Origin of the sequence: Peribacillus sp. NJ4, assembly GCF_030348345.1 — a bacterium.
GTDB lineage: Bacteria > Bacillota > Bacilli > Bacillales > DSM-1321 > Peribacillus.
On sequence record NZ_JAUCFQ010000001.1, the window covers coordinates 3,461,752 to 3,487,204 of the forward strand.

23 protein-coding genes and 3 pseudogenes are annotated in these 25,453 nt (G+C 37.3%); 5 read left to right on the plus strand and 21 right to left on the minus strand.

The features are described 5' to 3' along the window. Positions 1 to 16: 16 nt before the first annotated feature. The 4 genes and pseudogenes from QUF94_RS17225 to QUF94_RS17235 all read right to left on the minus strand — a co-directional run bounded on the left by QUF94_RS17225 (position 17) and on the right by QUF94_RS17235 (position 1,675). On the minus strand, positions 17 to 616 hold the full coding sequence (locus QUF94_RS17225) for a nucleotidyltransferase family protein (protein ID WP_289318419.1): 600 nt from the start codon (positions 614 to 616) through the stop codon (positions 17 to 19). A 385-nt stretch (positions 617 to 1,001) separates the two neighbouring features. Continuing rightward, positions 1,002 to 1,227 (minus strand): annotated as a pseudogene (locus QUF94_RS17230) (IS4 family transposase); the annotation flags it as partial. 84 nt (positions 1,228 to 1,311) lie between these two features. After that, positions 1,312 to 1,515, minus strand: coding sequence for a LysR substrate-binding domain-containing protein (locus QUF94_RS28865; protein WP_353957675.1), 204 nt, complete (start codon positions 1,513 to 1,515; stop codon positions 1,312 to 1,314). Continuing rightward, positions 1,466 to 1,675: a hypothetical protein gene (locus QUF94_RS17235; protein WP_289316922.1), complete on the minus strand. Its 210-nt coding sequence runs from the start codon at positions 1,673 to 1,675 to the stop codon at positions 1,466 to 1,468. Before QUF94_RS17235 ends, QUF94_RS28865 begins: the two co-directional genes overlap by 50 nt. Before the next feature lie 577 nt (positions 1,676 to 2,252). Here QUF94_RS17235 and ftsZ point away from each other — a divergent pair. Next, positions 2,253 to 3,266, plus strand: a complete 1,014-nt coding sequence (ftsZ, locus tag QUF94_RS17240; RefSeq protein WP_289316923.1) for a cell division protein FtsZ — start codon at positions 2,253 to 2,255, stop codon at positions 3,264 to 3,266. Positions 3,267 to 3,708: 442 nt separating this feature from the next. Here ftsZ and QUF94_RS17245 read toward each other — a convergent pair whose 3' ends face one another. The 4 genes from QUF94_RS17245 to QUF94_RS17260 form a co-directional block, all read right to left on the minus strand. Next, positions 3,709 to 4,851: a M20 peptidase aminoacylase family protein gene (locus QUF94_RS17245; RefSeq protein ID WP_289316924.1), complete on the minus strand. Its 1,143-nt coding sequence runs from the start codon at positions 4,849 to 4,851 to the stop codon at positions 3,709 to 3,711. 19 nt (positions 4,852 to 4,870) lie between these two features. Further along, positions 4,871 to 6,289: a YfcC family protein gene (locus tag QUF94_RS17250; protein ID WP_289316925.1), complete on the minus strand. Its 1,419-nt coding sequence runs from the start codon at positions 6,287 to 6,289 to the stop codon at positions 4,871 to 4,873. Between the two features lie 29 nt (positions 6,290 to 6,318). Beyond that, a complete protein-coding gene (locus QUF94_RS17255) occupies positions 6,319 to 7,425 on the minus strand; it encodes a mandelate racemase/muconate lactonizing enzyme family protein (RefSeq protein ID WP_289316926.1) in 1,107 nt (368 codons plus the stop codon). 84 nt (positions 7,426 to 7,509) lie between these two features. Next, the gene (locus tag QUF94_RS17260; protein ID WP_289316927.1) at positions 7,510 to 8,826 is read right to left on the minus strand and encodes a MarR family transcriptional regulator; all 1,317 of its coding nucleotides are present in this window, start codon (positions 8,824 to 8,826) and stop codon (positions 7,510 to 7,512) included. A 498-nt stretch (positions 8,827 to 9,324) separates the two neighbouring features. On the opposite strand from QUF94_RS17260, the gene QUF94_RS17265 reads away from it, so the two are divergent. Continuing rightward, positions 9,325 to 9,786 (plus strand): VOC family protein, encoded by a 462-nt coding sequence (locus QUF94_RS17265; protein ID WP_289316928.1) that lies wholly within the window; start codon positions 9,325 to 9,327, stop codon positions 9,784 to 9,786. A gap of 106 nt (positions 9,787 to 9,892) precedes the next feature. Here QUF94_RS17265 and QUF94_RS17270 read toward each other — a convergent pair whose 3' ends face one another. Then, on the minus strand, positions 9,893 to 10,795 hold the full coding sequence (locus QUF94_RS17270) for an aldo/keto reductase (RefSeq protein WP_289316929.1): 903 nt from the start codon (positions 10,793 to 10,795) through the stop codon (positions 9,893 to 9,895). Between the two features lie 424 nt (positions 10,796 to 11,219). Here QUF94_RS17270 and QUF94_RS17275 point away from each other — a divergent pair, with 424 nt between their 5' ends. Continuing rightward, a complete protein-coding gene (locus tag QUF94_RS17275; RefSeq protein ID WP_289316930.1) occupies positions 11,220 to 11,762 on the plus strand; it encodes a TetR/AcrR family transcriptional regulator in 543 nt (180 codons plus the stop codon). A 181-nt stretch (positions 11,763 to 11,943) separates the two neighbouring features. Beyond that, a complete protein-coding gene (locus QUF94_RS17280) occupies positions 11,944 to 12,237 on the plus strand; it encodes a ribbon-helix-helix domain-containing protein (RefSeq protein WP_289316931.1) in 294 nt (97 codons plus the stop codon). Between the two features lie 87 nt (positions 12,238 to 12,324). Here QUF94_RS17280 and QUF94_RS17285 read toward each other — a convergent pair whose 3' ends face one another. Then, positions 12,325 to 12,747 carry a VOC family protein gene (locus QUF94_RS17285; protein ID WP_289316932.1) on the minus strand — a complete coding sequence of 141 codons (423 nt, stop codon included), beginning with the start codon at positions 12,745 to 12,747 and terminating at the stop codon, positions 12,325 to 12,327. A 214-nt stretch (positions 12,748 to 12,961) separates the two neighbouring features. Here QUF94_RS17285 and QUF94_RS17290 point away from each other — a divergent pair. Next, a pseudogene (locus QUF94_RS17290) lies at positions 12,962 to 13,308 on the plus strand (potassium channel family protein). A 639-nt stretch (positions 13,309 to 13,947) separates the two neighbouring features. Here the strand turns inward: QUF94_RS17290 and QUF94_RS17295 are convergent. The 11 genes and pseudogenes from QUF94_RS17295 to QUF94_RS17345 all read right to left on the minus strand — a co-directional run bounded on the left by QUF94_RS17295 (position 13,948) and on the right by QUF94_RS17345 (position 25,451). Continuing rightward, positions 13,948 to 15,210 carry an MFS transporter gene (locus tag QUF94_RS17295; protein WP_289316933.1) on the minus strand — a complete coding sequence of 421 codons (1,263 nt, stop codon included), beginning with the start codon at positions 15,208 to 15,210 and terminating at the stop codon, positions 13,948 to 13,950. Between the two features lie 450 nt (positions 15,211 to 15,660). Further along, positions 15,661 to 15,849, minus strand: a complete 189-nt coding sequence (locus QUF94_RS28870; protein WP_353957796.1) for a chromate transporter — start codon at positions 15,847 to 15,849, stop codon at positions 15,661 to 15,663. Positions 15,850 to 16,005: 156 nt separating this feature from the next. Beyond that, a complete protein-coding gene (gene ggt, locus QUF94_RS17305; protein WP_289316934.1) occupies positions 16,006 to 17,622 on the minus strand; it encodes a gamma-glutamyltransferase in 1,617 nt (538 codons plus the stop codon). Between the two features lie 242 nt (positions 17,623 to 17,864). Next, a pseudogene (locus tag QUF94_RS17310) lies at positions 17,865 to 18,288 on the minus strand (Lrp/AsnC family transcriptional regulator). Between the two features lie 262 nt (positions 18,289 to 18,550). Further along, positions 18,551 to 18,790, minus strand: coding sequence for a SunI/YnzG family protein (locus QUF94_RS17315; protein ID WP_289316935.1), 240 nt, complete (start codon positions 18,788 to 18,790; stop codon positions 18,551 to 18,553). Positions 18,791 to 18,904: 114 nt separating this feature from the next. Further along, positions 18,905 to 20,533 carry a ribosomal protection-like ABC-F family protein gene (gene abc-f / locus QUF94_RS17320; protein WP_289316936.1) on the minus strand — a complete coding sequence of 543 codons (1,629 nt, stop codon included), beginning with the start codon at positions 20,531 to 20,533 and terminating at the stop codon, positions 18,905 to 18,907. Positions 20,534 to 20,966: 433 nt separating this feature from the next. Further along, positions 20,967 to 21,836: a cation diffusion facilitator family transporter gene (locus QUF94_RS17325; RefSeq protein WP_289316937.1), complete on the minus strand. Its 870-nt coding sequence runs from the start codon at positions 21,834 to 21,836 to the stop codon at positions 20,967 to 20,969. Positions 21,837 to 22,022: 186 nt separating this feature from the next. After that, the gene (locus QUF94_RS17330) at positions 22,023 to 23,030 is read right to left on the minus strand and encodes a sensor histidine kinase (protein ID WP_289316938.1); all 1,008 of its coding nucleotides are present in this window, start codon (positions 23,028 to 23,030) and stop codon (positions 22,023 to 22,025) included. Next, complete coding sequence (locus tag QUF94_RS17335; protein WP_289316939.1) at positions 23,027 to 23,698, minus strand: response regulator transcription factor; 672 nt, start codon at positions 23,696 to 23,698, stop codon at positions 23,027 to 23,029. The genes QUF94_RS17330 and QUF94_RS17335 overlap by 4 nt, the downstream gene beginning before the upstream one ends. 23 nt (positions 23,699 to 23,721) lie before the next feature. Continuing rightward, positions 23,722 to 24,687, minus strand: a complete 966-nt coding sequence (locus QUF94_RS17340; protein WP_289316940.1) for an alpha/beta fold hydrolase — start codon at positions 24,685 to 24,687, stop codon at positions 23,722 to 23,724. 212 nt (positions 24,688 to 24,899) lie between these two features. Further along, positions 24,900 to 25,451 (minus strand): dihydrofolate reductase family protein, encoded by a 552-nt coding sequence (locus tag QUF94_RS17345; RefSeq protein ID WP_289316941.1) that lies wholly within the window; start codon positions 25,449 to 25,451, stop codon positions 24,900 to 24,902. Positions 25,452 to 25,453 lie beyond the last annotated feature (2 nt).

The window sequence follows — 25,453 nt, forward strand, 5'->3', positions numbered from 1 at the left end:
GATTTTAATTATATTTTTACTTCGAGAAATTTAAAGCTTTATCATAATCAATGGATTTTTGGTAATCCTCCGGTGTATCAATATCCATTAATACTCCCGCATCATCTACATTCATGTATTGCTTTTCGTAACCGCCCAGGACCACACGTAAATTACTCTCTGGATTGGTTTCGAGAATTTTCTGTTTCACTTCGCTTGATAATTTAATGGGATGGCCGCCTTTATAGTCAAAGCTGGGAATAACCACGTTTCCTTTGTGTTTTGCTAGTAGCTGAACAGTCTCTTTTTTTACAAGCGGACAATCTCCGGGTGTTATAAAGAAGGTTGGGGCATTTACTTCGTTGCAGCCCTTTTGAATGGAATGAAACATTCCCTGGTTAAAGTTTTCATTATAAACAAACTTGATCTGAAATGAATAGGCATTTTCACTGATGATTTTGGCAATTTCCTCTTGGATGATTTTCGCTTGAAATCCAGCTACGACGATGACCCTGCTGCATAATCCTTCAAATTTAGAGATCGTTTGCTCCAACACGCTCATTTGCCCCATCGGCAAAGTCATTTTAAATGCATTCGCTCGGCTGGAATATCCAGCGGCTAGGACGATTGCTTCCATGTTTGTCACCTTCTTCCTATCATTTTTCTTAATTCTCACAATAAAAGCACAAGCGGAGTAAGGATTTTCTGTATGGACTATTAAGAGAACATTGATTGTTTATGTTTTGAATTTTTAATTAAAGAATCTGGATAGTGTTTTTTCTTTATATGCGTAAAAGCCTCATTATATTACTTATTAACCAACTTGATACTATTTTTAATTATCAAAAGATATAAAGAGACAATACATAGTCCTTATTTTAAGAGAAAGAGTGTCAAGTATTGACTAAGGTTTAATCGAAGAAGCTAAAATTATTGAATTATCAGAGAATGATAAATTTTTTAGAATATAAAGAAGCCTTTGCTCTAATGAGCAAAGACTTTTTTTTGACGAGTTTCTTCTATAGTACACCCGTCGAAGCCTCTAATCGACTACATATTTGCGCAAGTGATGTACGAACGCTTCTTGGCTGAGCCAAACACAAAGAGAGATGAGTTCATCTGCTTGATACTTACTAGATCGCTGTACAAAACCATTTGTTTGGCGATTTCTTGTAGGACTATTGGAGATAAAAAGCGTTGTAATTCTTGTGCGGAAAGTGTTAGTTCACTAGAGATGATAGGATCTATAAAAAAACACCATCCTTTCACTCGTATAATTAGGGGTATTAGATTAATCAGTTTCGATTCAATATTATTATATATTTTTCGCTATCAGATAAAGCTGGGATTCTCTGATAATAGTTGTTGAGAAATATCTATAAATCTCTTAATTGCAGGATTTGAGAAAGAATCTTCCTTATACATTAAATAAGTCTCTCTCTTCAGCTTATCATCTTGCGGAAAGGGAATTTCAACCAAAACCCTGTCATTCAATTCTTTCTGGACTGCGGACTTTGACAAGAAGGAAATCCCCATGTTCTACTGCATCATCCCAACTAGGAAAGTAATACAATGCGTTTTTCATTAACTCAGGATTTGACTTCTTTACCTCTTTCTTCAGAGGTGGCTTCCCTTCTTTTTCTACTAATTCAGAAATTTGATTCACGACTTCTTCAACACTCATATTCACTTCCATGTTTTTCCTCCTTCTCGTTCTTGGTTATATATTTTCCCAATTTTTGCACATACAACTTTAAAACCCAGCTACCTTCACATGAGAAGATTAGTGGGTTTCTTAATTATTTACATCTACTTATTTATAGAACCATTCGGATTCGACTATAAAAGCGACTCTTCATTGTTCAGCAATCGCGCGATTGCCAATAATATATTTTGGAAAATAAGTATCAGTTTTAAACTCATTTTAGTACACTTTTAATTATTTTTGTATCAGAGCCATCTTCATGAATACGTATTTGTTTGTAATAATGTATATATATTGATTTAAAAGTGGAATTACCTTAGAATAAAAAACAAAGATTACCTTTTTAGGATATCGAACCCACCCACCTTTTGCAAAGAATGGAAGGGTTCAATGAAAGGCATTGTCGTTAGAAGTCTCCTTTACGGGACTGCTAACGACAATGCCTTTTTCTTTAACTAAATCTAAATATAAGAAAGACAAAACATTTCGAATAAAATGAACGAGTGTTTCCGCTATTTATTTGAATAATTTGAACAAGGTAATTTCAATGACTAGGAGGTCCTATAAAATGGAGTTTGTTACAAGTGTAAACTCATCAGTCAACATTAAAGTAATTGGTATTGGCGGCGGAGGAAATAACGCCGTTAACCGTATGATCGAACATGGAGTTAAAGGTGTAGAATTTATAGCTGTTAATACAGATGCACAAGCTCTTAATTTATCAAAAGCAGAGATCAAGATACAAATCGGTGCAACATTGACAAAAGGTTTAGGATCAGGGGCAAATCCAGAGGTAGGTAAACAAGCAGTTAAAGAAAGCAAAGAGCAGATCCAAGAAGCATTAAAAGGTACAGACATGGTACTCGTTACAGCCGGAATGGGCGGCGGTATAGGAACGGGTGCTGCCCCTGCTATTGCTCAAATTGCCCGTGAGCTTGACATACTAACCATTGGCGTTGTAACACTTCCGTTTGCGTTTGAGGGCAATAAGCGTGCAACACAAGCAGCAGGCGGAATCGCCTCAATGAAGAAAGCAGTGGACACATTAATTGTTATTCCAAACGATCGCTTATTGGAGATTTTACATAAAAATACACCCATTCTTGAAGCATTTCTTGAAGCGGATAATGTTATTCGCCAAAGTATCCAAGGTATATCGGATTTAATTGCTGTACCAGGTTTAATCAACATTGATTTTGCAGACGTGAAAACAATCATGTCCAATAAAGGGTCTGCCTTAATAGGCATTGGCAGAGCAACAGGTAAACATCGCGCTGCGGAAGCTGCAAAGAAAGCCATTTCCAGTCCTTTACTTAACACTTCCATCGACGGAGCCCAAGGTGTGCTAATGAAACTCACAGGCGCCAATATAAGTCTATATGAAGTACAAGAGGCAGCAAATATTGTTACTTCTGCGGCAGACTCAGAGTTAAATATGATTTTCGGTTCTGTTATTAATGAAAACTTAAAAGATGAAATTATAGTTATTGTCATTGCTACTGGCTTGAATGATCAGGAGGTTCCAACATTAAAAATGTCTGCACGTGCTTCAATAACAGAAATGGAAAAACGACTGTCATAAGAGTTCTGATGCAAATTTTACCGTTTAGTATTTGACCGAACTGGAAGTGTAATACCATTGTAATTAACCATAATTAAACCAGCGTCTAATGTTGCTTTTGTATAATGTTTGATCAAACTAATACTAATAACCTTGATAAACGAACAAAAAGAAAGAGCGTGTTTTGAAACAGAGTTTGATCAAAACACGCTCTTCTTATAGTAAGTTGAATCATCTTTGTAATCTTTCCTCAATTAAAAAGCCCGATTGTTGAATATTTAATTTGAAGAAAGTAAAATTACAATTTGGTGACCTAACGTAAATGTGTTCAAAAAAATTCTTTGCCAAGACCAATCTTTAATTAGCAAAGGCCACTAACTTTAATAACAAAAATAAGTCTAATTCCTAGCAATTTAAGCATTTTCGGAGAACTTAGCGGGCTAGAAATTTAGTGGTGACTTTTTTACTTGTTATATTTAGAAAAGGTTTCAATGACTGCCCTGGTTAATATTTCAATACCTGTGAAAATGGCTTCCTGATTAAATGCCATGTTGGGATGGTGTAACCCTGGCTTTAAATCGCAGCCCACTCCAAGCATCGTGGCTTTGATTGCAGGTCTTTCCTTTGTATAATAATGGAAATCCTCCCCACCGGGGGTAATGATGGGCTTAACGAGCCCTTTAGCCCCTAAGGTTTTTTCGATTGCCTTCTCCATAAATCGTTCCGCTTCTTGGTCAATGCATGCGGCATAAACTCTTTCTTTGTGCTTGAAGCTAATTTGACATTGATGGAAGACCGACATTTTCGTCAAGACATCGTCCACCTTCTCGATCAATTCATCCATCGCTTCATTCGTTTGGGCGCGTAAGTCAAGACTGAACTTGGAGGACCCAGGTATAATATTCGCATTTTCCCCTCCTGCAGAAACCTGTGTCATTTTTACTGAATAGGATAATTGCGGGTTTAGCCGTATTCCTTTAAGCTGTTCAACGATGTCAGTGATCACTTCAATGGCATTTAAAGTCAAATGGGGTCTGGCACCATGCCCGTCAAATCCGTGAATCTCACCGAACACTGTATCGGCTGACCCGTGAATGATTCCTGAAGCAGCTTGTCCATGCTTCATTTCCTGTATGGGGCGCAAATGAAGACCATAGAGAAAATCAATATCATCCAATACCTGTTTTTCAATCATCTTTAAAGCACCTTCACCAACTTCCTCGGCAGGCTGAAAAATAAACTTCAACGTACCAGGAAGATTGGTCTTCATTTTTCTTAATAACAGCAAGACACCCAATACAATCGTCATGTGAGCATCGTGCCCACATGAGTGGTTGGCACGTATTGTCCCGTCGACCTCCTGAAGGAGAGCATCCATATCAGCCCGCAATCCGACCGTTAACTTATTTCGCCCTTCCTTTGGATACCAATTGCCCACGATCCCAGGCATATCCCCAAAACTTGTCACCTCAAGATCGCTTTTCATGAGAATCTCTGAAATATAAGCTGTAGTCTGATATTCATTCCAGCTCACTTCAGGATTCTCATGAAGATGGTGGAAAATCTCCAAAACTTGAGGTTTAATTTCATTCAATAATTCCTTCATCAAACCACTCCTTATTCTCTCAGGAGATACCGAGGGCCACTGCTGCAATTAATGCGATGCAAGCAATCAAAGTCCACCCGAGAATTAATTTCCAAATGAATTTTACCCATCGCTCATAGGGAATCCCAGCGATGGCCAAATATCCCATTAACGCTGATGACGTTGGGATGATGGAATTCGTAACCGAATCCCCATATTGGAAGGCAAGTACGGCAAGCTGTCTTTCCAAACCCAATATATCCGTAATGGGAACCATGATCGGCATTGTTGCCGCAGCTTGTCCGCTACCCGAAGAAATGAATAAGTTCAGGATTGCTTGGGTGAAGAACATGCCTACGACATTCAACGTTTGCGGTAAATGACTTATCCCGGACGCCGCCATGAAGACCAATGAATCTATGATTTTCCCTTCTTCCAGCACTACTGTTATAGCCCTTGCAAAGCCGACGATCAATGCCCCAAATGTTACCGCTTTGGCTCCCTCGATAAATGAATCGAATATTTTCCCAAGCTGTAAACCGCCGACAAGCCCGCTAACGATACCCATAATCAAAAATGAAGCGGTGAGCTCGGTTAAAAACCAACCCCATTTAAACACGCCATAAATGTTAAAAGCCAGCCCAAAGATCATCGCTATGAAGACTAGCTTGTGACGCGCCGTCAATTCAGGGAAATCGACCAAACCAACCGTGCGTTTTTCTTTTTGTTCAATATCGTAGATTACGCTTTTTTCAGGATTCAGCTTTACCTTATTTGCATAACGGCTAACATACCAAATGGCAAATGCCAGTACAAAAATATAGACTGCAAAGCGAAAACCGATTCCAGAGAATAAAGGTACTTCAGCCAGTGATTGTGCCACCCCGACCGTAAAGGGATTGAGCATGCCTCCGAAAAACCCGCTGGCTGCCCCAAGTGTAATCATGGCCGTTCCAGTAACTGCATCAAAGCCCATCGCCCTTGCTATAGCGATACCAATCGGTACAAAGATGATGGTCTCTTCTGCCATCCCCATGCTAAAACCGCCAATTGAAAAAATCAGCATACTTAACGGAATTAAAAGCTTCTCCCTCCCCTCAAGTGATCGGACCCCTTTGTAGACCCCCGCTTCAATGGCCCCAGTAGTGCGTATGATCCCGAATGCACCACTTACAAGAAAAATGTAAAAAATAATTTGGGCTCCCTTTTCCAATCCCAATGGAATGGAGGTGAAAAGGTCAAAGAAGCTCACAGGATCTTGCTCAATAGCATGATAGCTTCCGTCGACTACAAGCATTCTACCCGATTCTTTATCTTCAACCCGGTCAAATTCACCGGCCGGAATTACATACGAGGCTAGTCCTGCCAAGATGATTATGATGAAGATAAGCGTGTATGTATGCGGTACTTTCAACCTTGTCTTTTTCTTGACCGGTACACTATTTTTTTCGGTTTCCATCCATTCACCTCATCATGTACGAATTATATTTAAACCTGTTCTTTTTTTATGGTTAATTGCTCAAGAATTTCCTCGTTAATTATGATTCCAAGCCCAGGTTCCTTTGTTAGATGGACGTATGGAATTTCATAATCAAGATTTCCAATATCGAGACTGAATAGCAGCGGACCCGTCAATTCAGTACTGGTAATGTTTTTTCGTGAAATGGCTGTATGGTACCCTGCTGCGGACCCGATTGATGATTCTACCATTGAACCGATTTGGCAGCTGATTCCTGCAAATTCTGCTGTTTTTGCCAATTGGATAGCCTGATAGATTCCGCCGCATTTCATTAGTTTAATATTGATTATATCTACGGCATTCTTTTTAATGATTTCTTGTAAATGGGTTCCGTGATGGATGCTTTCATCAGCCATAAGTGGTATGGTCGTTTTTTCCTTAAGCTTTGCAAGACCGTCAATGTCCCCCATTCTAATCGGCTGTTCCAACCATGAAAGGTTAAATGGTTCCAGAGCCTTCACTGCTGGAAGTGCATTGGCATAAGTTCCCCATCCTTGATTGGCATCGACCCGAATTGGAACCTTCTTCCCGACTTGTTGTCGAACCGCAGCAATCCGTTCCACATCTGAGTCAATATCCCAACCGACCTTAAGTTTTAATGTACTATAACCTTGGTCGACGGCTTCCTGTGCTTTTTCAGCCATAATCCCCGGTTCGTCAATACTTAAAACCTTAGCGAAAGAGAGGGATTCATGGAATTTCCCACCTAATAAATCATAAATCGGTAATTTGGTATATTTCCCCATCAAGTCATAGCAAGCTATATCAATGGCCGCTTTTGCGGAGGGATTTCCAATGATGGCAGAGTTCATGATATCGTGTATCTTTTCTAAATTAAAAGGATTTTCCTGTTTTACAACCGGTAACAGGACATGCTTCAGTACTTCGAATGTCGCATAAAACGTTTCCCCAGTCACATGTTCATCAGGCACTGCCTCCCCATATCCCACCATCCCGTTATCGGCTATTAATTTAACGATAATAGAGGGCATATGCTTGTATGTTTCATAGGAAATGACAAATGGCTCTTTTAATGGCAAATGAGTGGCATGAATTTCACAACGTTCAATAAACAAAACTAACCTCCCCTTTCACTGTCGCTATATGTCGTTAATAAAAACAATATATACCAATCTACTTTTTCTGTAAAGTCTGAAAATTTAATTTTCAGTAATTTTCTTGAATTTTTCCGCAGGTACATATAAATTCCGAGGTCTTCCTTGCCCATATGGGTGTTCCTCTCCAATTTTGTTGAGACAGCCTCCTTCAGTGAGTCTTTTAACGAATCTTTCTGCCGATCTTCTGGTACAGCTCATGTATTCCTCCAGCTCTGCTGCAGAAAAAGCCCGAAAATGATTTATCGAAATGAACTGATGAATCATTTTTATATTTTTCGCACTCATTTTTAGTTCCCTGGCTAGTTTTTGAATGGATTCATCTTCATTTTTCAATTCCACCTGTTGATTTCCTTCAAATAATGGTCCCTGAAGTTTTTGATCTTCATCAACTAAGCAAGCTACCGTTTTTCTCTTTAGAAATTTATTGGTAAAAAATAATGCTTGTGCCGAATGTTTTTCCGCCTCTTGAATCGTATATCCATATCCAATGCCAATTTGGAAGAAAGTTTGAAACTCTTGTTCCATTTGTCCGATGATTTCATCATAAATTTCTGATTCAAACGCCTGCAATGCTCCACGTGTAGTATAAATCAAATGTGGATTTAAGTATTCAAGAGAAACACGAGCCTGTAATCTCTTACTCACTTTCTGTAAAAAATTTAAAAATAGATCACTTTCTTTAAGATTTTGTTGATAATCTTGAATGGAAATGACAGCAATCTGGGATTCTTCCGTTTTCTTTAGCTTCAACAAGGAAATACCTTTTGTGAGACTGTCCATTAAAGTATGTTTGGGCTGAACCATATATCTACAAGGAATTGATAGCCTTTGAAGCTCCTGATAAACAGCATGAATGCTCGTTAGTGCGAAATGGGTTTTTCCTTCCTTATGCATATTTCTGTGGAATTGAACGAATTCTGCTATGTTTAGGATCTGGGTATCTTCTTCCCTCTTGTATATCCAAGGGTAATCCTTCACATAAAGGGGTTTTTCTGCGATTTCTGATTCTTCCAATACCTTCATTAACCGGTTTTTATCCGGTAAATCGATTGAGATTTCGTTTATAGTAACCTGTTCCCTATGAGAAATCGATAACAACGAAAGCGCAACTGTCAATTCATCAAAAGGGACATAGATAGCTTCTATTAAATTCCGTTTAACTTGTTCGTATCCATAATAAAAAGGGATGGAACCTGAAAACAGTACTAGATCGGTTTGTTTGCCCGCATTTTCAATTAATAGACTTGTTTCTTCCGGCATATCATATTGAAAGGAAATGAATTGAACCTCAGGAAACATGGGAAAGTGGACAGATAAGGATTCCAAAAAATACTTTGAGCCTATAACACCGATTTTCATGTTGTTTCACCTCTAAAATGAAATATTATTTTTATTATAACGCTAGAATCTTATTAGTAGCTAAAAAACATTCACCAAAATCATGCTTGCAAGGGTAGTCCATCACGTTCCCCAAGAACTTATGAAAATGGTAATGTCACTTACGATAAACTAACATCGCCCATATTTGTATTTTTTAGTATATTATGAATAAGGAATGGAGAATCGGGAGTAATAAGGAAGTATTAATGACTTGGTCATTTCCTCCTTACAACCCTATCCTTCTTTTCCGATTGATCATGATAATTGGAACCATTTCTGCCATCCTTTTAGTTTACTTTAGTCAGAAAAGTAAATGGAGTAGCTTTTCCATTGGCATGCTTATTTCACATAGCATGGTGTTTTACATTTCTGCGGAATTATCGGGTTGCTTTTTCGGATTACCGGCTTTTAGCTTCCACATATAAAATATTCATTTCTAATTCACCAACAAAACATTTGTTCAGAAGGGAGTTCAAGATGATCAAAGGTCTCTATGAAGCACATTTACCAGTATCAGATTTGCAAAGGTCGATTGATTTTTACCACAAACTTGAATTAGAGCTTGCCTATCGAAGCGAGAGGGTCGTTTTCTTCTGGCTTGAGAAAGGGAAAAGTTGGCTTGGTCTTTGGAAAACGGACCAAGTGGAAATCCCCTATCATCCTTCCATCCGTCATGTGGCTTTACAAATTGATTTAGGTGACATGCCATCGGCGAAAGATTGGCTGAAAGATAAAGGAATTGACATTCGCCCATTCTTTAATTTTACGGAAGGACAGCAGCCTTTAGTTCTCGATAATAACCCTCAAGCTCATGCTGCCGTTTATTTTGATGACCCAGACGGAAATGTCCTTGAATTGATTGCTCCATTAAGGTTGGACTTTGAAGAAAGTTTTGGGGAGATGTCATTAGAAGATTGGTATAAACGATTCCCAATATAAATGGAGAGATGATTCCCAGTTGTTTGTTGCAGTTTAAGAATGGGGACCTCCTTACGGAAGTCCCCATTGATCTAGGCAAAGGATTCTTGTGCAAATATATAGACCATTACGGGATATCATGTCCCATCGAGCTAGTTAAAATGTTAAACCACTGTTCTTTTTCCATGCTAAGGTTTAGTGAATCAATGGCGCTGTCCAGACGTTCTTTCTTACCGGACCCAACGATAGGAACGATTTTTGCAGGATGTCTCAACAGCCATGCATACATAACTTCATCTATTCCTTTAGCACCGATTTCCTCTTTTACGATTTCTAACGTTTTTCTTAAGCGGACAGCCTTTTCATTCGATTCCTCAAAGATGCTTCCCCCTGCAAGCGGTGACCATGCCATCGGAGCCACTCTCATTTCCTGACATAAGTTAATGGTTCCGTCTTCGAAGTTTTCAAGATTGTATGCAGAAAGTTCCAGTTGATTCGTCACAAGAGGAAATTCAAGGTAAGATTGAAGCATATCCCATTGCGTTTTTTTGAAGTTCGATACTCCAAAGTTACGGACCTTTCCTGATTCTTTTAATTGATTAAATGCTTCAGCCGTTTCCGCCGGGTCCATTAGGGGATCCGGACGATGGATAAGTAATAAATCAATATAATCAGTTTTAAGATTTATAAGAGATTGTTCAACAGACTTTATTATGTGAGTTTTATCGGTATTGTAATAGTGACTTTTATGAGAAGGACGGTTTTCTGATCGGATGACTATGCCACATTTTGTGACAATCTCCATTTTATCGCGTAAAGATGGCTTTAATGAAAGTGCGTTCCCAAAAATCCCCTCACATGTATAGCTACCATATATATCAGCGTGATCGTATGTAGTGACCCCCCGATCCATTCCATGTTCAATAAGAGATAGGATTTCCTCGTTGGAAAGTTTCCAATCTGCCAATCTCCACATACCGTGAACAATGCGCGAAAGACTAAGATCTTCAGTTAGATTGACTCTTTGCATGTTTTTTCTCCCCTTTTATATCATGATCGGCTAGTTAATTAGTTGTTTGTTATGGCTTACCTGTGTTCTTGTTTTTATTTTTGTGCCAGTATTTTTCGCTACTGCCATGAACCTTAGTATAATTTAAAATTCCGAAGAATCCTAATCTTGAGTGACCCTTTAATGCCACATTTATTTGGCTTAGCTTCACCCTTTCATGGATTCCTTTTAACAATGGAACTTTTTATACTCTTAAGACTATTACTATTGCACATTACAGCCCTACTTCTCTAAAATGTTCTTAAAATGCGTGAGTGTACGTTATTCAATGATTTCCCCAGCTTTTTACACGCTATTATTTTTGGAACCAATTTGATGAAAAAACATCTAAAGGTATAATAAATAAAAGACCGTCTGGTCAGTTGTTTTATAAGGAGCGAACCATATGGAATCAAAAGCCAGTATCAAGCGTCAACATATCTTAAAATCTGCAACAGAATTCATTCTCCAAAATGATTTTAATTCATTAACTTTAGACTCTGTGGCAAAACAAGCAGGAGTCAGCAAAGGTGGATTATTATATCACTTCCCAAGTAAGGAAGCTTTGATGATCGGTTTAGCGGAATATATTTTCGAAAAATTCAATATACGGTTTAATGAGCATGCAGAGAACGTAGACCCTATTGAAAAAGGTAAATGGTGTCGTGCATTAATCGAAGTTTCCAAATGGGATTTGGAACATAACGCCGAATTGAATATTGGAATAATTGCTGCCTCCATGTTAAATCCCGATTTATCTGAGAGCATTTCACAAAGGTATCAATATGTTCAAAAGAAAGTGGAACAGGATAATATTGATCCGATAACAGCAACCATTATTCGATTGGCAATTGATGGTCTTTATTACTCAGAACTTTTCAATATAGCCCCGTTGGATGAAGACTTACGTGAAAAAGTGATTCAGCAATTAATGACTATGACAAAATAGGCAAATCTATATTTTCATCTGAATGTTTAGAATAAAAAGCGTCACCCACTCTTTTTTAAATATACATCCCATGATTGGGGGGTTCCTTTATGCTCTCTGATTCTTTCGATTCCGTACAAGCCCATTCCTACATACATATCCCTGCATTAATATTTGTTTACCTTCTATTGTAGGTATATAATTGATAAAAAGACTAAAGGTGGAACGACCTATTAATTCCGAAACGAGAAAACCAATAAACATTACACTCAATCCGTATTTGAATAATAGACTTACTAATCTGGTTGAAGAAAGAAATATCCCCATCGAAAGACTGATGGACAAAGCTGTAGACTTGCTGCTTGAATACATGGAAGATAACGATACCGTTAATGCGCAGGTGAAATACAGTAATAACGAAGCGATTGAAAAGAATAAAGAAATGATTGCAAAAAGCAGGGAATTCATTAATAAAAAACAAGCACTTAACCTCTAGGTAAAGTGCTTGTTTCATTTTATTAACCTGTTTGCTTTCTGCATTAATCCCCTAGATCTGGAGATGGTGCTTCCAACACTGAATACATTATTCGTTGATGTCCCACTGCGGATTCCAAACTACTTCCCATAGGTGTCCATCCGGGTCTTGAAAGTGTGCAGAGTATCCTCCCCAGAAAGTGTCATGTGCCGGGTCGGTTATAATCGCGCCAGCTTTTCTTGCTTGTTCCAATACGATATCCACTTCTTCCTTGCTACCTACATTGTGACCAATGGTAAATTCAGTAGGACTTGCCGGGGACAAAGAGACCTTGGCCTCATGTGCTATATCCTCTCGACCCCATATGGCAAGCTTAAGGCCTGCTTGTAGATTGAAAAAGGCAACGGCGCCATGCTCAAATTCTTTGCCCACTATCCCTTCTGTTTGAAACCCCAGGCCATCCCGATAGAATTCCAGTGATTTTTCCAAGTCATCCACACCTAATGTAATGACAGTAATACGTGGTTTCATGATCGGCTCCCTTCTTACTTTATCCCCTATCAATCATTCCCAATTAGACAATAATAAAATTGAGACTCAATCAAAGACCTTGTTCAAACCAGACCAAAATGAAAACGATTTTTTTGTAAATCTGAACTGGCTTCCTGTATAGTAGAATGATTAACTAATCAAGACGAATAACATTTACTACTTGTAATGAAACCGAAAGGAAAAGCGATTACCAATGATTTCATTTATCCTCACCTTGAAACGTTCTTAAAAGCGCTTTGGTCCGCTTTTAAATTGATGAACTTCCAAGTTCTTTTCGTATTGGTCATGGTTATGTTATTTTCCGGCACCATCTTCTATGTTAAGCAGGAAGGTTTAACTGTAATTGAATCCCTTTACTTCTGTGTTGTCACTCTTAGCACGGTTGGGCACCCGAGTTTTGAACCGCAGACAAACTTCGGAAAAGTGTTTACAATGATTTATATTGTAGGCGGCACCGGATTGTTCATGGGCTTAATAGGATACCTTGCATATGCCATCATAAAGAAACCGGAAAACGAGAGCAACAGTAGCAAAATCTAAATGAATAGGAATAGGAATGCTTATCAAAATTGGCATTCCTATTTGATGTCCTAATTCAAACCTTCACTACTAGTACTCTGCACATCATTGATCTTACTATACGTATAAAATTGTCTCTTTTCCCCGTGGATTTACTACAAATAAACAGGTGCTTTAAGGACCCAAATTCCTCTATTTATTCGTCCTTTCTGTTGTCAAGTGTTTGTCTACGATTTGCAAACTAAACGATAGACTTTGCGCAAGAGTTATACTGGGCCTTACCTCTTGAGGGGATACCCCAACATTTTTGTCTCTGTCAGTTCCAACCAAATCGGAATCCCATTACTGTAGTACCATCTAACAGTCAGATGAATATATTTTCAGGCTGATAATGCTTTCACTTAAACAAATTTTCATTGCCTATTTGATCCACATCTCTTTTAGATTAGTATCAGTATGTTCAGATTTAAAGATTAATTGCACTTGTTGTGAAGGTTTTGCACCAGAACGCTACACAAAAACCCTCGATAATTCCTATTGGAATCGTCAAGGGCACTAAAGCGTCTATGAAAGATATTCTATTCTGGATTTAACTTAATTAAACCGCCGTTACCCGACGGTTTTCGGAAAGGTCGGTTGTTAGCTTTCCTTTTTAAATTTCTATAAATTCACCACTTTAGAAGATGATGATATTTTTTTAACGGGTTTATCAGGTTTAGTAAAAATGCTGAAAATAAGACTGGCAATTAATAATAAAGTGGCAGTCATTATAACAGAGTAATTAAATCCGGTCTTAATGTTATCGCCTGCAGATTGGACAACAAAACCTGTTACAGCTGGGCCAATAATTCCTGACAAGTTTGCAAGCCCTAGCAAAACACCCGACATTAATCCTCTTCGTTCAGGAAGTAAGTGATTCACAATCTGGGGTGCAAGTGGGAACATACCATTTACAAACGCCATTCCCAAAAATAAGGCAATAATTGCTCCAAATTCATTTTGGATTAATGTTGTAGAGTAAAAGCATACAGCTGCTAATATTAGAGATGGTCCAGCAACAAGCACACGGGATTTTCGAAGATTTTTTGTCTTTTTAAGTAACCGATCTGAGATAAATGAGATAAGTATACCACCAATAGCAGAACCAAGACCTATGAACATAACTGCATAGCCCATCTGTGTTTGTGTTAAATGCACAATTTTAACAAGATAGGTCGGCATCCATATAAACGACCATGTGAGAATCCAGTAAGCCATGAATAGAGCAAGGCAAGTAAAGATAAAAGTTGAAGATAGAAAAAGTGGATATATCTCTGACCATTTTACTTTTTCGGAAACTATGGTAGATTCACTTTTCACTATATTTCCCTCATTTTTCCCTTTAAAAGTTAATAGCCACAGAACTGCCCAAACCAGGCTTAATACTCCTAAAAAAACCATTACCATTCGCCAACCATAAATTCCAATCATGTAAATAAGAATAGGGACCATAAATTTAGCGAGCATGCTTCCTGTATTCATAATGGAAATCGCAAGGCCTCGCTGTTCAGGAACGAAATGTTTGCTTATATGGCTAATAGCAGTTGCATGAAACGGTCCTTCAATAGCACCTAGAAGGACACGACACATAACTAGCATTGGCAACCCGTAAATTGTCAATGCTCCAAACTGTACTATTGACAAACCAATAGCCATGAAAACGAGCATTTTACCCGTTCCAATTCGATCTGACAATGCAGCTCCAACTATAGACATTATTGAAAAGAACCAAAAGAAGCTGCTTCCAACTATACCCCATTGACCATAATTTAGATCCAAATCTTCCATAATAGGAATAGCTGCGTACCCGATAATCGCCTTATCTGTAAAGTTAATCAAGTAAAGAACAGACAAAAAAGCTATAACAACCCATTTTAATTTCATAACAGTAAACACATCCTTTTTTGATAATAAAATGATATTGGTTCAATACATGAGACAACTTAGATAAGGAAGCACAATAGACTTTATTAATTTTAATTAAGATCAATACGGCTGGATTTTTTATCATAATTTAAAAATGAAAGCGCTTTAAGTTTTGATAATTATGAATATAAAGTGTAATACTCATCTGTGATTTTAGTAGTAGGGTTTAAGAACATACCCTATTGTGTAATCTGTAGAGCCTATAAATAGAGACTCTAGAGATTACACTACAAATTGATAGCACCATATATGAGTGAAGCAAATACTACTAATCCAGGGTGTACTTTCACTTTTTTTCTTTAATAAATAACTGCCTATTCCTATTTGAAAGTAAGATTAATAGAATGATTGAAATGCCATCATTCCAAGAAGCACCGCAATTGTCGGTTTAACATAAGCGTCATGCGTTTAACTTGCGGATAAGTTCCAAATATTATACAGAAGAACCATTAGAGTTAGCATGAGTATTAGAGACGGAGCAACTGTTGCAAATACTGCTGCCAGGAATGAGCCAAGGTATCTACCTTCTTGAAATCCGATGTAGATTTCCATCTTTGTTGCGATTGGACCAGGTAACGTATATCCAATCCCTAACACTTCGCCAAATTCCTCATTGTCATCTATTTAAACGCTCTACTACCTCTTTTTGAACGAGAGGAATCGTTGTAGGTCCCCCACTATATCCAAGCATGCTGCTGCGAAAAACGCGATAAAAAGTCTAGTTGTTTAATGAAATTAATCCTTTACTGTGGATTACCAACTGGCAATTGCCCCATCTGTCCTTGATTCTGTGCCACCAATAAGTACACCTGTTTCAGGATTTCGCCATATAATTTGACCCCGTCCAAACGAACCTGAGTCTACCGCCACTTTAATATCATGTCCTTTTCGTACTAATTCTTCTGCAATGTGGGATGGGAATGTTTTTTCTACTTCAACTGTTTTTTCATTCTTCCACTGCCATCTTGGTGCATCTAAAGCAGCTTGAGGATGTAAGTGAAAATCTATTGTATTCATAATGACTTGAACATGCCCTTGCGGCTGCATATATCCTCCCATTACACCGAATGGTCCAACAGGTTGATTATCCTTCGTTAAAAATCCTGGAATAATCGTATGGTATGTTTTCTTACCGCCCTTAAGGCAGTTATAATGAGTAGGATCAAGGCTGAAATCATGCCCTCGGTTTTGTAAGGCAATTCCTGTTCCGGGTACTACAACCGCAGAACCGAAGCCCATGTAATTACTTTGGATAAAAGATACCATGTTGCCCTCTCCGTCTGCTGTTGCAAGGTACACTGTTCCTCCACGTGGCGGTACACCTGGAGCTGGCATGCATGCTTCACTTCCAATCTGTGCTTGACGCTGCTGGCCATACGAAGTACTTAATAGCTCTTCTGCAGTTACACCCATATGCTTAGGGTCTGTAATGTATTGCTTGCCGCAAGTATAAGCAAGTTTCATTGCTTCGATTTGTTTGTGGTATGTATTTGTTTCTTCTTTTGCTGTAAAATCAAATCCTTTTAGTATGTTTAGTGCCATAAGAGCTACGATACCTTGTCCATTTGGTGGGATTTCCCAAACATCATAGCCGCGATAGTTTACCTTAATGGGATCAACCCACTCTGGTTTAAAGTTTCCTAAATCATCTTTTGTTAAATAGCCCCCGTAAGTCGCAGAAGCTGCTGCAATTTTTTCTGCAAGTGCCCCTTTGTAAAAGCTTTCTCCGTTTGTTCTTGCGATTTCTTCTAGTGTGTCAGCGTGGTCAAGAGACGACCATATTTCTCCGACTTCAGGTGCTCGTTCCTTAGGAGCAAAGGTCTCAAACCAAGCTTCGAACTCTGCTCCTGTACATTCCTGTTTATATTGTTCAAATGCCTTTTTCCAAAAGCGACCTAGCGTAGGTGAAATAGGAAAGCCGTTTGCAGCATATTCAATTGCTGGCTTCATAACTTCTAAAAGCGGTAGTCTGCCAAAACGTTTTGATAATTCTACCCAAGCTGCCGGAGCACCTGGTACAGTTACCGGCAGCCAGCCGTACTTTGGCATACTTTCGTGTCCATTTTCTTTTACCTTCTCTATAGAGATATTCATAGGTGCTGGACCGCTTGCATTTAGTCCGTGTAATTGTCCTTTAGTCCAAACAAGCGCAAAAGCGTCCCCCCCAATTCCGTTTGAGGTAGGCTCTACTACTGTCAAACAAGCAGCTGTTGCAATGGCTGCATCAATAGCATTACCGCCTTTTTTCAAAATATCTAACCCTGCTTGTGCAGCTAAAGGCTGAGAAGTAGCGACCATTCCATTCTTGGCATATACTACATTTCGTTGTGATGTGTAAGGTGAATAATGTGGATCTAACTGTAAAGCCATTATAATACCCCTCCCTTTAAACGTAATATCACTCATTTTCAAGTAAAAAATAACAAAACGAACGAAAAAAATGTTTTTTCTAACGTTTGTTAATTAAAATGCAATTTTTTATTAACAATTGCACGATTTCAAAATAACTATATACTATTTTCCGGAAAAACAAAACATTTTTTTACAAAAGTTTTTAATTTTCAATAAAATCACTCAAAAAAAATAAACTCCCCGATTATAAGAGGAGTTTATTATAGTTTTAATCCTGATCTGCTTTTGAAACGACGTAGTAAAATATGACTTTCCACTCGAGAAATACCTTCTATTCCGTATAGTTCATTATTGATAAAGAATTCCAAGGAAGAAAAGTCCTCAACTAAAACGTGCATATGTAAAGTACTAGGTCCTGTCATTTGGTAACAGCTTGCAACACTTGGATTTTTAGCTAGTTTTTCTGCAACTTTCACTAAGCCTGCAGGTTCGCAATCCACTTCAAAAAAGGCCGATACTTTTTTACCTACAGCTTCAGCGTTGACAACAGCGCTGATTTTTTCAATAACACCCTTTTCCATTAGTTGCTGCACACGATCACGTACAACATATATCCGAATACGAAGTTCGACCATTTTGCATTAATATCTCTAAGATTTTTTTATCAGTATCGTTAATTTCCATCTGCTTCACACACCTTGCCTAGTGATCGGGATTCCTAAGACAAGCATCTTGAATTGGTATCCCTTTTTCTGTAATCATGTACCTTAAATCATTATTATCTTTTGCAACCTCTACCCGAATGCCCTAATGGTGCAGACTATTTGCCAATAGATGCCCCCACCCTTTTAATAAATCGTATACACTTTTAAATCTGTCTACTAATTATATCTTCCTTATTTAACAGCTTTTAAGCTTTAGTGTAAACTATAAATCTATCGTTTACTTAATAGTAAGAGTAATAGAACGAGACCGTCGTACTTTCATTAATAAATGATGTTAATCTGTTCTTAAGTGAAACGGCATTCGAAGTGAACAATATATATTTCTCTTCAGTTGTTTTGATCATGATTCTGTCCGTGGCAGGATACGGAGAACCGATTCTAATCGCACTCTTCCCTTCTCCCCCGTACGTATCATCATTAGTTATTGCTAAGTCCTTAAAGCATCTGGTTAATTTCAACATTCCTTAACCGTTTTTCACCTTCATGTTTTGAGGAACCAAATTCTTTACTTACTATAGTTTTTTATCCATTAAAAGGCCCTTCTCGAATGAGATGGGCCTTTTAATGGATTGCATTTAACCTTCAAGCTCCTTTTTCTTTTTCAAGAGTTGTAGGAATTCCCTATCCAATTCCTCTTTTTCCTCTTCATTCATAACGCTGGACAGTTTTCCAAGTGTCTCGATGATTTGCACTTCAATCATAAGGAATTCAGCCTGTTTATCTTGATGACCTTCCTTGCCCGTATTCAAATTTGTTGATTCATGATTTACAGCCCTTACTCTCGGAGTTTCATCTTCAAATGAAAGTGCATGTGTTGCAAGTGATTGAATCAATGAACGATCATGAGTCACAAAAATGATGGTTCCTGGATATGCTTTTAACACTTCGGTTAAAGCCTCTTTAGTATGAATATCCAAGTAGTTTGTTGGTTCATCCAAAACCAGTACATTATAGTTTCCCAAAAAAACTTTTGCTAAAGAAGCCCTGACTCTTTCCCCACCGCTTAAGACTGTTACTTGTTTGTGAACGTCATTTCCTTTAAAAGCTAATCGTGATAATACTGTGCGAATAAAGGCTTGATTGTAGGGACTCTCCTCCAAAACATTTTCAAGTACCGTTTTACTTTCATTCAAATTTTCTTGTTGTTGTGCAAAAAAACCTACCTTTGCTGGCTTCGCAACATATAAACCTGCATGTCGTTCCACTATCTTTTTCAGTAATGTGGTTTTTCCTGAACCATTTTGACCATTGATGGCGAGTCTGCATGCTAGGGGTACATCTCCATAAATATGTTGTTTCAGCATTCTAGATCCGACGCTCAGCGAACAGCCATTAAATCGAATGACCCTTTTGCTGTGCAGAGATGGAAATTCTGAAATATCAAAAATGATGGGGGTATCTTCCTTAGGTTTTTCTTTTTTTGCTAACTTATCGATTCGAGTTTCAATCGCTTCAGCAGAACGGTTCAATTTCGCCTTCTGTTTTCCAGAGCTGCGTTTATGGAGCCTTGCTTCTGAATTGCCCATTCGTTTAGGGGCTTTCCTGATTGAATCAGATTTGGCTTGGAGGTTTTGTGCAGCCTGTTTCAACCTATTCTTTTCGCGAGTATACTCTTCATATTCCTTATTTTCCTTTTCTGTTTTTGCTTGCTTTTGTGAGGTATACGCTTCGTAATTCCCTTCAAATACAGTAACTTTGCCTTTCTCAACTTCCCATATTGTCGTACACAGATTATTTAAAAATGATTTATCATGTGAAGTAAGCAATATAGCGCCATTAAATGACTTTAAATCCTTTTCCAATTGTTCAATTCCGAATACATCTAAATGGCTGGTAGGTTCATCCGCGATCAATACATTCGCATTGGAAGTCAGCGCTGCGGCAATTTTTCTTCGAGTACGTTCGCCGCCACTTACCATTTCTTGATTCTCATTGGGCAGTTTCCATATGCTCGTTAACTCCCCGCTTATTTCTTGTTCAGTTTCTTCTATCTGTGGGATATAACTGACTGTCCCATAGCTCTCTATATAACCGGAATCAGGTTCCTTAACGCCTGCCAAAATAGAAAGCAGAGTCGTTTTACCCTCTCCATTTTTACCAACCAAGCCAATACGGTCATGACTGTATAGATGAAGTGAATCAACGGAAATGACTTCACGATTCCCGTAGCTTTTCTTTAAATCATTAGCTTTTAAAAATAACATGAAAAATCCCCCTCTATTTTTCTAGAGAGAGATCGCCTGTTACTAAATTAATATACATAAACCAAATATACCTCTCCGATTTCGATAACGGAAAAAGTATTTGTATATGAATTAGTACCTATAAACGAACAGACGAATCCCATCTCTAAACATAATCATTAAAATCTCACAAGGGTATCTAAAAAGAATCTTGTTCAAATGTAAAAGTGATGCTCACTTTACTCACCAATATCAGGAGAGCTAACAAGCGTACTTCCATTGAACATCCTAACCGTTTACACCCAGTGAAATAGATTTAGATTTACTGTTTATTAGATAAGATTACTGCTTCATTGTATGAGGTACCTTTTCCTTCCAATGTAATGAATTAATGATTGCATAGTATCATATGTTTGTAAAGCATGATTGATGCCCGTTTTCCTTAAAGTTCATGTTAATTGGGCTCTACATGGACATGAACATCGTAAACTCCATGATCTTTCATCATCACTTTTTCTACATGGGTCGCTATATCATGAGCTTCTTTAATATCTAACGTAGAATTGACAAGGATGACAACATCAATCACTTCATTATTCCCGTAATTTCTCCCTTTAATTTCTTTTATCCCCTTGACCCCATCCACATTTGTAATTACATCCTTATAAAGGTGAATTTTATTTTCATCGAATCCGTCAGAAAGTTCATGAGAGGCTTGACTGAATATATCCCAAGCTGTTTTGCATATTAATAGTCCAACAATGATTGCAGTCAGGGAATCCAGCCAAGGCATGTCTAATTGGGAGCCGAAAATCCCTATAGCTGTTCCGATACTTACCCAAGCATCGGAAATATTATCTTTTGAAGCTGCCATAACGGCTTTACTATTAATTTTGAGAGCAAGCTTTTTATTATATCGGTATACAAAATACATGGCTATTGCAGATAAAACGCCTACATATCCTGCAATAATGTCAGGTGATTCCTTTCCACCTTTAAGCATGGAAGCAACTGCATCTATTAAAACTTGTACACCAACGGCAAACATGATAAATGAAGCTACCATTGAAGCAATCGTTTCACTTTTCCAATGACCATAACCATGATCTTTATCCGGGGGTCTTTGAGCTAGCCTTAAACCGATCAATACAGCAATCGATGCGATAATATCAGTGGTATTGTTCAAACCATCCGCTTTTAAAGCGGCTGAGTCGCTTATGTATCCTATAGCCAGTTTCATGATAGATAGACAAATATAAGCAATTATACTAATGATTGCACCACGTTCGCCTAATTTGAGGTCATTATACTTCTGTTCTTCCATTCAACTTCCCCCCACAATTAAGTACATGAATATAATATCAACTTAAAAATGGGTGGGTCTATAGCAACCTTTTTGTATCGTTTTATATAAGTAAGTGATAGATAACTATGTTGCACACGGCAAACTATCTGAAAAGAATAATATTGAAGTACCCTTGACGATGCCCTCACCACAAAATAACGAATTTTAGTGAGATTTAATCGTTTTTTCGACTGTAAAACAAAATAAAGTTCCGCTATCATTTGATTGTAAATTATATTTTATATGTAGTGTCTTAGCTATATCCTCAATTATTTTTAAGCCAAGCCCCTTACTTTTACTATCAATATCAAAACCAATCCCATTATCCTTGATACTTACCACATTATTTTCAATGGTTATCACAAGTCTATCAGCCCTCGAGTGATTCAACACATTTTGGAAAACGTTATCAAATAACCTTTGGAGCCATAAGTCATTACTTATCCATTCCAACTCTCCATTTAATGGATGATATATTAATTCAATGCCATGCATATTATACAAATAATCCCATTTCTTAACCATCGTTTCTAATAAATCGTGCATATTCACTTCATCATTCAAGATATAAGAATTATCTAGCGCATCTGTGGATTGAATATTATATTCATTTGTTAATTCGGAAATATAATTTATTTGTTGATATAGTGATTGTAATAGTGGAGCTTGATCTGTATATTGACCTTCTAAATAAAATAATTGTAATCTTACTGCTGTTAAAGGTGTATTGATGTCATGCCTTAATTTATTTAAGAGTTCTTTTTTCATTTCCTTTTGTTGTTTTAGTTCCAATTCCCGATAGGTCGTTCTTTCAATTAGCAAGTTCACCGATTTAGTTAATTTCCCGATTTCATCATTGCCTTTAACCTCTAATTTATTCGGAATCTCCTCATCACTAGCTAAATTCCTGATGGTTTCATTCAATATATTTATTTTATTTAATACCGAGTTAATAGATTTGGAAAATAAGAAGGCTAACAATAATAATGATAAAATAAATACTCCCAGCATTGTAGGATATGCAAAAGATTCATGAAAAGGAATGTCATTATTTTTGGTTTTAAAGGCCATATCATAAATTACTGACATAAGGATACTGATTAACAGTAATATGAATGGCACGCTAATAACGGCGATAAGTAACAATATCTGGTATTTTTTCTTTAATTTCATTTCTTTATATAGGTATTCAATCTATACCCTTCTCCATATATATTTTGGATGATCTCACCGGTATTATCATTGATTTTTGTTCTAACTTTTTTTATATGTACATTAATGATATTTTGATTTCTATCTTCGAGCTGCCATAAATATTCAAAGAAATGTTCTTTCGTTAAAATACGATCCCTATTTTCATATAAATAGAAAAATATTTTACGCTCTATCGCAGTAAAAACCACTTCATTTTGCAAGTCATTATTGAATACCTTTTTATGCTCGGCATCAATATATAAATGTTTAATTTGCGTGAAAGTACCATATTGATTATCCAGCAATTTCTGCATTCTTAGTAATAGCTCCCTAGGATCAAAAGGCTTAGTCATATAATCCTCACCAATTGTCAAACCTTGGAGTTTGCTATCCATATCATTTCGGGCGGATAGAAAAATAACTGGAATGTTTAATCCTAGACTTTTTACTTTCTTGGTAATTTGATAGCCATCATCTCCTGGTAGCATAACATCCATAATGACTAAATCCATCTCATGGATTAAATCAATAATATCTTTTCCTTCTTTTATCCAACATACATTGTACTCTTCGCGTTGCAAAATTTTTTTCAATAAATCACCAATCATCAAATCATCTTCAACAATTAAAATATTATATCTTTTCATCACAGGGCCTTTCTTTTTTCAATTCATTTAATAAATTCCATGGCAAGATCATAAATCTCATCAGGCTCGTATAAATAAATACTGTGCGTCCCTTTCAGTTTTATTACATCGCCTTTTAATAGTTTCTCTGCAAACTCCTCATAATCTTGATTTTTTTGTTTTGTATATGTTGAATTTTTATTTTCATCGGCAATCGCATCTAAAAATAAAATGGGTGTTTCTTTTGGAACCGGCAAGTTAACTGATTTTTTCCCATTATTGTAACTCTGTAAAAGCTCTTGCTCCATATCATCATTAAAAAACTGTTTATAAGATAGTGCTTTATACATTTCTTTTTCATGGTCCGTTAAGAATGATTGCCTAATCACTTCGGGATTATAAGTAGCAGAAGGAACAAGACGGTGCAAACCCATTTTCGTTAAAATATTCACACCTCTTACAGTCAATGAATCAACCAGGCCCATTTTATGAGTTACATATTGGTGCGGTAAACCAATATCCAAAGCAATAATTCCCTTTACTTCACTTGGGTATTTTTGTGCCCAGTAAATCGCTTCGATACCTGATACTGAGTGTGGAACCAAAATATAAGGAGGTTTATTTCCACTTTCCATTAACGATTTCCTACTTTGCTCCAATATTGTATCTATATCCCTATCATCATGAAAAACATCACTGTTTCCATATCCAGCTCTTTCAATTACTGCAATCTTATTTTCTTTTGTAAACTTACTGTATAATCCTTTCAATTCATAAACAGGGGCAGCAATTCCGGAACCGGACATAAAAACGAATGTATCCTTACCGCTGCCTTCAGTATATACATTAATTTTTTTGTTATTAAAATCAACGGATGTTCCTTCACTAATTAATGATGATTCCTTGCCCTTCTGATAATTATGGTAAATAAAAACAGCTATTGCTACAAATAAGATAATAGCAATGAAGGTAAAAAATAAATTCTTTGATACTTTCAACATTTTTTTCATATAGAACACTCCTTTCAAGATATATTGAAAGGATATATGTTAAAAATAAATTTCTAATTAATTTTCATTGTATATTTTCACTTTTCACTTAAGAAAAGTTCAACTTCCAATGACCAGTGAATTTACAGTAGAAAAAGGCTGCGCCAGCGCAGCCATAACTATTGAAGGAAAGCTATTTACGAATGAAGTTTTAGTAGCCCTCCGCCATATTCCTAAGTATAAATAATATTATATGTGGGTTTGATCACTCCGTTTGGATATTGTTTCATTTCAACTAAATCTAATTTTAGACTCGGCTTAACGCTGCCGAAAAGAGGGATGCCTTCACCGATAATGACTGGATTCACTTTCAACACCAATTGATCAATGAGTTTATGTTTTAATAACGTTCCAGCCAGTTCACCGCCCCCGCAAAGCCATAGCTTTCCGTCAGCTTGCTGCTTGAGGTTTTCAATAAACGCCACGGCGTTTCCTTTGATAAGTTCTACCTCCTCATTCGATTCAAACTGAAGGGAGCTCGAGAATATATAATGTTTCAAACCCTTATAGCCTGGTTCACCCGGTTTAGCTCCGAATTGAAATCCAAATTCATATGTTTTACTTCCCATCAACACCGCTTCATAATGCTGGATATCAGATAAAAAGTCTGGGACATGATCTCCTTCAAATAAGAAAAAAGAATGATTGATATCCCCTTCCAACATTGCTTGATCGGCAATGAAATTGTCCAGTGAAACGGCTACATGATATACCAATTCTGCCACCT